The sequence below is a fragment of the Desulfovibrio sp. OH1186_COT-070 genome, assembly GCF_003860215.1.
GTDB lineage: Bacteria > Desulfobacterota > Desulfovibrionia > Desulfovibrionales > Desulfovibrionaceae > Desulfovibrio.
In genome coordinates, this window is record NZ_RQYH01000027.1 from 22,859 (window position 1) to 30,734 (window position 7,876).

Sequence of the window (7,876 nt, forward strand, 5' to 3'; positions counted from 1 at the left end):
CCTCACCAGAAATGAGGGCGTGTCTGCTCTTGGGGACTGTCTGCCCGTTCGGGGCGCGCTATTTTTCTTGGGGGGCAAGCCCCTGTCCGGGTTTGATGATCCTGCTGACGGCTGCCACCATGCCCGCCGCGTCCGCAATGTCTGCGGGAATGATGAGGCTGTTGCCCTCGCGGGCCAGCTTGCCGAACTCGCCGATATAGCTCTCCGCCAGGCGGAGCTGGGCGGCGGCCACGCTGTCGTTGCCCAACTGCTCGCCCACAATGCGCAGGCCCTGCGCTGTGGCTTGCGCCACTGTGCGGATCTGCGCCGCTTCGCCTTCGGCCTGGTTGATGATGGCCTGTTTTTCGCCTTCTGACTGGGCAATGGCCGCTGCTTTTGCGCCTTCGGCCAGATTGATGCGGGCCTGCATTTCGCCTTCGGACTGGGCAATGGTGGCGCGTTTTTCCCGCTCGGCGCGCATCTGTTTTTCCATGGCTTCCATGACCGTCACCGGCGGCGTGATGTCGCGGATTTCGTAGCGCAGCACCTTCACCCCCCAGGGGGCTGTGGCCGCGTCCAGAGCTTCCACCACTTCCTGATTGATGCGCGTGCGTTCCTCAAAGGTTTTGTCCAGTTCCAGCGTGCCGATGACCGAGCGCAGCGAGGTCTGGGCCAGTTGGATAGCCCCCCACTCATAGTCCGAAATGCCGTAGGCGGATTTCTCGGGGGTGATGATCTGGAGGTAGAGCACGCCGTCAATGTCCACACTCACGTTGTCTCTGGTGATGCAGGTCTGTTTGGGAACGTCCAGAACCTGCTCCTTGAGGCTGCGCTTGTAGGCAATGATGTCCAGAAAGGGCAAAAGAACGTGAAAACCGGCATAGAGCACCTTGCTGAACTTGCCCAGGCGTTCCACAACATAGGCGGACTGGTTGGGCACCACCACCACGCTCTTGAGCAGAACAAGAACCGTCAGGACAGCCAGCAGAAACAGCCAGGCATATTCTGTGGGAAAGCTCATGCATCCTCCTTGTCGGGTGCGGGAGAGTTTTTTGGGTCGGCGGCGGCCACCATGAGCAGCAGGGTATTGTGCGCGTCCGCTCCCAGCACCACAATATCTCTGCCCGGAGCCAGCGGCGTTGCGGCCATGGCCCGCCAGAAGCTGCCGCCAATGCTCACCTCGCCGGGGCTGCCGGGCGCGATGCTCCGGCTGACAGTGCCGCGCTGCCCCGTAAGGGGGTGCTGCGCGGGCGAGGGATCGGCGGGATTTTCGCTATTGGACAGGCTCTTGCCGCCAAAAACCGTGCGCAGGCGGCGGCGCAGCGCCAAGAGGCTGATCAGGGTAACGGAAATGAAGGCAATGATCTGTCCGTCCGCCCTGAAGTCCAGCAGGGCCAGAACAGCGGCGGCCCAGGCACCCACGCCGAAAAAAAGCAGCACCATGGCGGGGGTCATCAGTTCGGCCACAAAAAACACCACGCCCAGCACGAACCAGATCAGGGAAGAGCTCATGAAACCTCCCGGCGGAGGGCGCCGCCTGTGCCCGCCCTATTGCTGCGGCCCCTGGTCAATGTCAATGACGCGCCCTTGCAGCCAGACGTAGGCTTCCACTGCTTCGCCTTTTTTGGGCTCATAGTCGCCCAGCACCATCCGGGAAGCGTAGACGGGCAGATGCAGGGGCTGCCGGTGCTCAAAGGGAAAACTCAGGTAGAAGATGGTGACAGGCATTTTCTCCAACTGGCAGTCCTGCACGTCCTCCACGGTGGCGCGCACTTGGTATTCGCAGAAATTGCGCCCCGGCATGATCATGTGGCGGTCGCTCACGTCCACCTTGAGGGGGGGGACGTCCAGCCGCCGCTTGCCGGGATTTTCTTCCAGCCAGGCAGCGGCATACGCTTCGTACCGCGGCCCGCTGGTGATGGTGATCTCGTCCAGCAGGGCCTTGCGCAGGCCGTAGGCCAGCCCGGCCAGCAAAAAGGTGTGAGTCACGCCGGGGGTCAGGTCGTCCCTGTCGCGGCCGAACAGGGGATCAAAGAACCACATGGGGTTCTTGTCTTCCATCATGCCCACGGCCACATTGGCTTCCAGACCGTTTGCCCAGGGGTGGACATCCTCCACCGTGAGGTCATTGGGCACGCCTTCCAGCAGGGGAACCGCCGAAACCGGGCGGAGGTGCTCCCCTTCGGGGCCGGACAGCAGCACGGAAGCCCGCACAGGCTGATCCTGGGGCCAGGCCATCAGCACATGGTCCTTGCCGCCGCGCTTCCACTGCCAGGCGGGACGCGTGCCGCCCTCGTGCATGACGGTGCCCGCGATCCGGCCCATGATGGCTGCCGGATTCTGCCCGGTCAGCACAGCCCATGCATCGCCCAGGGCTTCGACATGGGCCCGGTTTTTGCCCTTGATGAGGGCTTCCAGTTCTTCCGGCGAAGGTTCTCCGGCGTTGTGCGGCGCGGCTTCTGTGGCCGTGGCCGTGAGCACGGGGCCGGGGGAGGCCGCCCGCGTTTCCTGCTGTTCCTGCCGGGCTGGCTGGCGGGTCTTTTTGTCTGCTTTGGTCATGGTGTCCTCAGGCTGCCGCCGCGCAAGGCATTGCGGCCCGTGGTTGTTGCCGCTGCCGGACAAACCGGCAGCGGCAGTGGGCGTCAGCGCCGGTCCCGGCGGTCGCGGCGGTCGCGGTGCTCTCTGTCGCCACGGTCGGAGCGGGGCGGGCGGGCCGTTTCTTCGGGGTTCCAGGGGTGGCCCTGCTCTTCCAGCAGGACGGCCTTGCGGCTGGCCCGGATGCGGTCGCCGTTGATTTCAATGACCTTGACCGTCATGTCTTCGCCAAGGCGCGCCACATCACCGGGTTTTTCCACGCGGTTCACGTCCAGTTGGGAAACATGCACCAGGGCTTCCACATTGGGCAGGATTTCGACAATGGCCCCGATTTCCAGAATCTTGCGCACCTTTGCCTGATAATTCTTGCCCAGATCAGGGCGCTGGTCGTAGTAGGAAACCATTTCGCGGGCTTTTTCCAGCGCGTCGGCCGTGGGCGCGAAAATGGAAACCTTGCCCGAGTCCTCAATGTCCACAGTGGCGCCCGTGGCCGCGGTGATGGCCTTGATGTTCTTGCCGCCGGGGCCGATGATCAGCCGGATGATATCCGGATTGACATACAGTTCCGCATGCTGCGGGGCAAAGCGCGAGAGTTCCTCGCGCGGGGCGGTGAGGGCCTTGGCCATTTCGCCCAGAATGTGCAGGCGGCCTTCCCGCGCCTGGCGCATGGCCGCGCGCATGATTTCCGTGGTCAGGCCGGTGACCTTGATGTCCATCTGCACGCCGGTGACGCCTTCGGCCGTGCCTGCGATCTTGAAGTCCATATCGCCCAGGGCATCCTCGTCGCCGAGAATGTCGGTGAGCACGATGAACTTGTCCCCTTCCTTGATCAGCCCCATGGCCACGCCGGCCACCGGCGCGCTGACGGGCACGCCCGCGTCCATGAGCGAGAGGGAGCCGCCGCAGACCGCCGCCATGGAGGACGAACCGTTGGACTCCAGGGTTTCGGCCACCACGCGGAGGGTGAAGGGAAAGCTTGTGTCAGCAGGCAGTACCGGGCGCAGGGATTTTTCCGCCAGGGCGCCGTGGCCGATTTCGCGCCGCGAAACGCGCACCGGCTTCACCTCGCCCACCGAGAAGGGCGGGAAATTGTAGTGCAGCATGAAGCGTTTGGTCACATCGCCCGTGAGGGAGTCCATGCGCTGCTCGTCGGTGGAGGAGCCCAGGGTGGTCACCACCAGGGATTTGGTTTCGCCCCGGCGAAAGAGCGCCGAGCCGTGGGCGCGGGGCAGCACGCCGGTCTGGATCTGGATGGGGCGCACGGTTTTGGTGTCCCGCCCGTCGATGCGCGTGCCCTCGTTGACGATACGGGCGCGCACCAGCTTTTTTTCCAGATCGGAAAGAATGTCGCCCACGTTTTTGAGCGCCGCGGCGTCATCGGCCCAGGCAGAATCCCCGCGCAGGGCCTCCATGACCGCTGTTTTCACGGCCTTGCGGGCGTCCTTGCGGAGCAGTTTTTCGGGGATGCGCAGGGCCTGCTCCAGGCCGGCGGCGGTGGCCAGTTCGCTGACGCGCTGCACCAGCCGGGGATCGTCATCGTGCGGCACAAAGGCCATCTTGGGCTTGCCCGCCAGTTCGCGCAGCTTGTGCTGGATTTCCACCAGCGGCTGCAACTGCTTGCGGCCCCATTCCAGCGCGTCGATGAGCACGTCCTCGGACAGAAAGCGGGCCTCGCCCTCAACCATGGTCAGCGCATCGGCGGACGCGGCAAAAAGAAGGTTGAGATCGCTTTGCTGCTGCTGCTCAAAAGAGGGATTGAGCACAAAATTGCCGTTGACGCGGCCGATGCGCCCGCCCGCCACCGGCCCCTCGAAGGGCAGGGGGGAGAGCATGAGCGCGGCCGATGCGCCGGTCAGGGCCAGCACATCGGACTCGTTCTCCTGATCCGCGGAGATGACGCTGGCCAGCACCTGCACGTCCTCGTTCAGCCCCTTGGGAAAAAGCGGGCGGATGGGGCGGTCGATGAGCCGCGAGACAAGCGTTTCACGCTCCGAGGGGCGGCCGATTTCCCGCCGGAAAAAGCTGCCGGGAATGCGGCCGGCGGCGTACATTTTTTCCGAATATTCCACAGTCAGGGGGAAAAAGCCCTTGTCTGTCTCCAGCGGCTGGGAGCAGACGGTGACCAGCACCACGGTTCCGCCGCACTGCACCCAGACATCGCCCTGGGCCTGGTTGGCCATACGGCCTGTTTCAAGGATGATTTCCTTGCCGTCCACCGTGGCCGCAAGGCGTGTGGGGTGAAAAATGTCATGATCCATTGTTGTGTTTTCCTTTGCGTCGAGCGAAGGGGACTCCGGCAAAAGCGGGCAGAATGGGCTTCTGCCTGATTTTCCCGGATCCCCCTTCTTTGCATTTTGCGCCCGTCAGGGCTTGGTTGTGGTGCGCATGCACCCGTTTTTCGGCTTTGGGGGGAGCCGTGCAGGCTCCCCCCAAAGGCTGGTGATGATGACACATCCGCTGTGCGGAGTTTGCACCGTCAATCCGGAATGCGCATTACTTGCGCAGGCCGAGCCTCTCGATGAGCGCCCGGTACCGCTGCACATCTTTTGCCTTGAGGTAATTCAGGATATTCCTGCGCCGTCCCACCAGCTTGAGCAGGCCGGTGCGGGAGTGGAAGTCCTTTTTGTGCTCCTTGAAGTGCCCACTCAGATCCTCGATGCGGGCGGTGAGCAGAGCCACCTGCACCTCGGGGGAGCCGGTGTCCCCCTCGTGCTTGGCGTGGGCGTCGATGATTTCCTTTTTCTTCTGTACATCCAGAACCACAGCATACTCCTGTCAATGTTGGGGTTGGTTCCACAGTCCCCGTGCAACAGCCCAGAACACGCCTTTGGGCGTCTCCTCGCGCCGCGCCAGAGCCAGGGCCTGGCCCTGCTCCAGCAAAAGCGCCTGCGTTTTTGTGGCACTGTCCGCCGTGCGGCAGGGCACGGGCATGCCGTTGCGCACCAGAGCGGCTTCCGCGGGCGTCAGGCTGATGGCGGGCCATTCCGGCAAGGCTTCCGCAACAGGGCGGACGCACGAGGCCAGAAGCGCGGGATCAGCCGTGAAGTCCGCAGGGTCGCGGGCCACATCCAGGCCGAAGGGGTGACTGTACTCCCGGGTCAGTTCCGTGAGCACGGCTCCGCACCCAAGGCGCATCCCCAAGCTGTGGGCCAGGGAGCGTATATAGGTGCCGGAACTGCATGCGACCCGAAAGCGCACAAACGGCAGGCTCACTTCGAGCGTGTCCGCCTGTGAAATTTTTGTGTGCCGGAATTTCTGCGGCGCGGGCACACCCTTGCGCGCCAGTTTGTACAGGGGCTGCCCCTGATGTTTGGCCGCCGAATAGGGCGGCACGGGCTGCTCCTCCAACTCCATCCATGCGGCGACCTCCCGCCGCACATCGGCCTCGCTCACCGCCTGCCAGGGGGCTTCGGTCAGAATGCGGCCTTCGCTGTCCCAGGTGTCGGTGGTCTGCCCCAGCCGCAACACCCCGCTGTAGATCTTGCCGCCTCCGGACTGCAAATATCCCGAAAGCTTGGTGGCCTGCCCCAGCAAAACCAGCAGAACGCCCGACGCCAGCGGATCCAGAGTGCCCGCATGCCCGATTTTTTTCTGGCCCAGACGCTTGATGGCGGTCAGGCAGCGGGCGGAGGTGGGGCCGGAGGGCTTGCGCAATACCAGAACCCCGTGCAGTTGCGGCAAAACATGCATGGCCTGTCCGTTCTCGGGGGAAGGGCGGCCGGGCTGTCCGGCATAAAGGGCACAAGAGGGCTGGGATGCTGTCATACGCAAAGAGGAAACATATCCGCTTTGCTGCGGCAAGTCAAAAAAATCCTTTGGCAGGCAGAATGCTGTTTGCCCTTCTCCCAAAGCGGGGGGGGAATTTTTTGCGTGCCGCAAAGGAACGTGTCGGGGCGTGCAGCAAAGGCCGGGGATGCCCCCATTGGTGTCCGGCAGACAACGAAGTCTGACCGAAGGACAGGGTCGCGGTTCACTGCCGAGCTCTGTCTGGTCAACGTATGCATGCCAGGGCAGTCTGCATTTTCGGGATAAAAGCACCGGTATTTCGAGCAAACTTTATGCGATGCTCGAAAACTTTCATGCGCTATCCCCGAGGTTTTCGATTTTTTCCAGCCAGGCATGAAAAACGGGACACTCTTTGCGAATGGCATCCAGGCCTATATCCAAAGCAATAAGGGTGCCGTGCAATACTTTCGAGTAGCCTTCGCAAATCTGCAAAATACGCTTTGAGGGAGCTGTCTGCTTGTTATCATTGATATGCTCCGGGCTGGGAACGTCATTCCGAATTGTTTGCAGCTTGCGCGTGATGTCTTCATCAAACCATTGTTCAAACGCTTTTGGCTGCGAGAACAACAATCCCTCAAATTCATGTACAATGAGGTTGGCAATAAAATTTTTATGCCCAATGTCTTCTTGAAAAGCTTTTGTCAGCGCCAATGCTTTTTGTATTGGATTTGAAGAATCACAGAGAGGTGCGAGGCCATTTTTCCTTGCGGAAAGGCGTAATAATCCATGAAGGTTGTAACGCAAGCTCGTTGATCCTGTTTGCACAGCAGGTCAATGTGGCGGCGGATTTTTCCATAAGAAACTATGCCGCCCTTGCCCTTGCCGGTTCGGGCAAGAATCGGCGTAACCGTCATGCCGATATTGCCAAAGTGCGGTTGGAGCAACTCGCGAACAAATGTCTCTTCTGTCTGCCCCTCGCAGAAAATATATACTCTCGTCACCGGGCTGGCCTCCCGCCGAGAATATTTTTGTGCCATAACTCGCCGATGGAGTATTCATCCAGCCATTCCGCCAGTGCTTCAGGCGCAAGGTGATGCAAATTGGTCCATCCCTTATCCCGATCCGCGACAATAATATTTCCGGCCTCAAATTCGTCGAGCAGATCGGTAGATTGCGTTGACAGAATGATCTGGCAAGATTGCGCAACCGTGCGGATCAGAGCGCCGAGGGTATGGATAGCCGCCGGGTGCAAACCCAGTTCCGGTTCATCAATCAAAATGGTATCTGGCCGGAGATCTTGCGGCTGCAGCAATACTGTTGTCAAACATATAAAGCGCAGAGTTCCATCGGAAAAAAGATGCGCTTTGAATGGAACATCGGAATTGCGCTCCATCCATTCCAGTTCAATCTGGTCTTTATTGTCTCACTTTGGGAGGGTTAAAACCCCCAGCTTTAGCTGGCAGCTTTAGCGTTTCTTGTTTAGATAGTGTCGTCAAATTATAGTTGCCCACAATGAGATGCACCTGATTTGCACGGCGGCAAGGAAGGAAAGGCTTCGTTTTGCGTAGCGCGTAGC

The 7,876-nt window shown here is 61.1% G+C and carries 9 protein-coding genes and 1 pseudogene; all 10 read right to left on the reverse strand.

Features of this window, described 5'->3' with window-relative positions; translation table 11 throughout:
• Positions 1-58: 58 nt before the first annotated feature.
• Entirely contained in the window at positions 59-1,000 is a 942-nt protein-coding gene (locus tag EII23_RS08945; RefSeq protein ID WP_124793046.1) for an SPFH domain-containing protein, read from the reverse strand.
• The gene (locus EII23_RS08950; protein WP_124793047.1) at positions 997-1,491 is read right to left on the reverse strand and encodes an NfeD family protein; all 495 of its coding nucleotides are present in this window, start codon (positions 1,489-1,491) and stop codon (positions 997-999) included. The genes EII23_RS08945 and EII23_RS08950 overlap by 4 nt, the downstream gene beginning before the upstream one ends.
• A 36-nt stretch (positions 1,492-1,527) precedes the next feature.
• On the reverse strand, positions 1,528-2,538 hold the full coding sequence (locus tag EII23_RS08955) for a hypothetical protein (protein WP_260424667.1): 1,011 nt from the start codon (positions 2,536-2,538) through the stop codon (positions 1,528-1,530).
• Positions 2,539-2,621: 83 nt separating this feature from the next.
• On the reverse strand, positions 2,622-4,832 hold the full coding sequence (gene pnp, locus EII23_RS08960; RefSeq protein WP_124793048.1) for a polyribonucleotide nucleotidyltransferase: 2,211 nt from the start codon (positions 4,830-4,832) through the stop codon (positions 2,622-2,624).
• A gap of 235 nt (positions 4,833-5,067) precedes the next feature.
• Complete coding sequence (gene rpsO, locus EII23_RS08965; protein WP_124793049.1) at positions 5,068-5,337, reverse strand: 30S ribosomal protein S15; 270 nt, start codon at positions 5,335-5,337, stop codon at positions 5,068-5,070.
• Positions 5,338-5,349: 12 nt separating this feature from the next.
• Positions 5,350-6,264, reverse strand: a complete 915-nt coding sequence (gene truB / locus EII23_RS08970; RefSeq protein WP_124793050.1) for a tRNA pseudouridine(55) synthase TruB — start codon at positions 6,262-6,264, stop codon at positions 5,350-5,352.
• A gap of 387 nt (positions 6,265-6,651) precedes the next feature.
• Entirely contained in the window at positions 6,652-7,011 is a 360-nt protein-coding gene (locus EII23_RS13170; protein WP_221620383.1) for a DUF4276 family protein, read from the reverse strand.
• On the reverse strand, positions 7,002-7,337 hold the full coding sequence (locus EII23_RS13175) for a DUF4276 family protein (RefSeq protein ID WP_260424668.1): 336 nt from the start codon (positions 7,335-7,337) through the stop codon (positions 7,002-7,004). Before EII23_RS13175 ends, EII23_RS13170 begins: the two co-directional genes overlap by 10 nt.
• Positions 7,298-7,693, reverse strand: a complete 396-nt coding sequence (locus EII23_RS08980) for an AAA family ATPase (RefSeq protein WP_221620385.1) — start codon at positions 7,691-7,693, stop codon at positions 7,298-7,300. Before EII23_RS08980 ends, EII23_RS13175 begins: the two co-directional genes overlap by 40 nt.
• Positions 7,694-7,792: 99 nt before the next feature.
• Positions 7,793-7,876, reverse strand: a pseudogene (locus tag EII23_RS08985) (IS5/IS1182 family transposase); the annotation flags it as partial.

Bases quoted from the DNA above. Each gene is read 5' to 3' on its own strand.
- EII23_RS08945 (WP_124793046.1), bottom strand. From the start codon at position 1,000: ATGAGCTTTCCCACAGAATATGCCTGGCTGTTTCTGCTGGCTGTCCTG.
- EII23_RS08950 (WP_124793047.1), bottom strand. From the start codon at position 1,491: ATGAGCTCTTCCCTGATCTGGTTCGTGCTGGGCGTGGTGTTTTTTGTG.
- EII23_RS08955 (WP_260424667.1), bottom strand. From the start codon at position 2,538: ATGACCAAAGCAGACAAAAAGACCCGCCAGCCAGCCCGGCAGGAACAG.
- pnp (WP_124793048.1), bottom strand. From the start codon at position 4,832: ATGGATCATGACATTTTTCACCCCACACGCCTTGCGGCCACGGTGGAC.
- truB (WP_124793050.1), bottom strand. From the start codon at position 6,264: ATGCATGTTTTGCCGCAACTGCACGGGGTTCTGGTATTGCGCAAGCCC.
- EII23_RS13175 (WP_260424668.1), bottom strand. From the start codon at position 7,337: ATGGCACAAAAATATTCTCGGCGGGAGGCCAGCCCGGTGACGAGAGTA.
- EII23_RS08980 (WP_221620385.1), bottom strand. From the start codon at position 7,693: ATGGAGCGCAATTCCGATGTTCCATTCAAAGCGCATCTTTTTTCCGAT.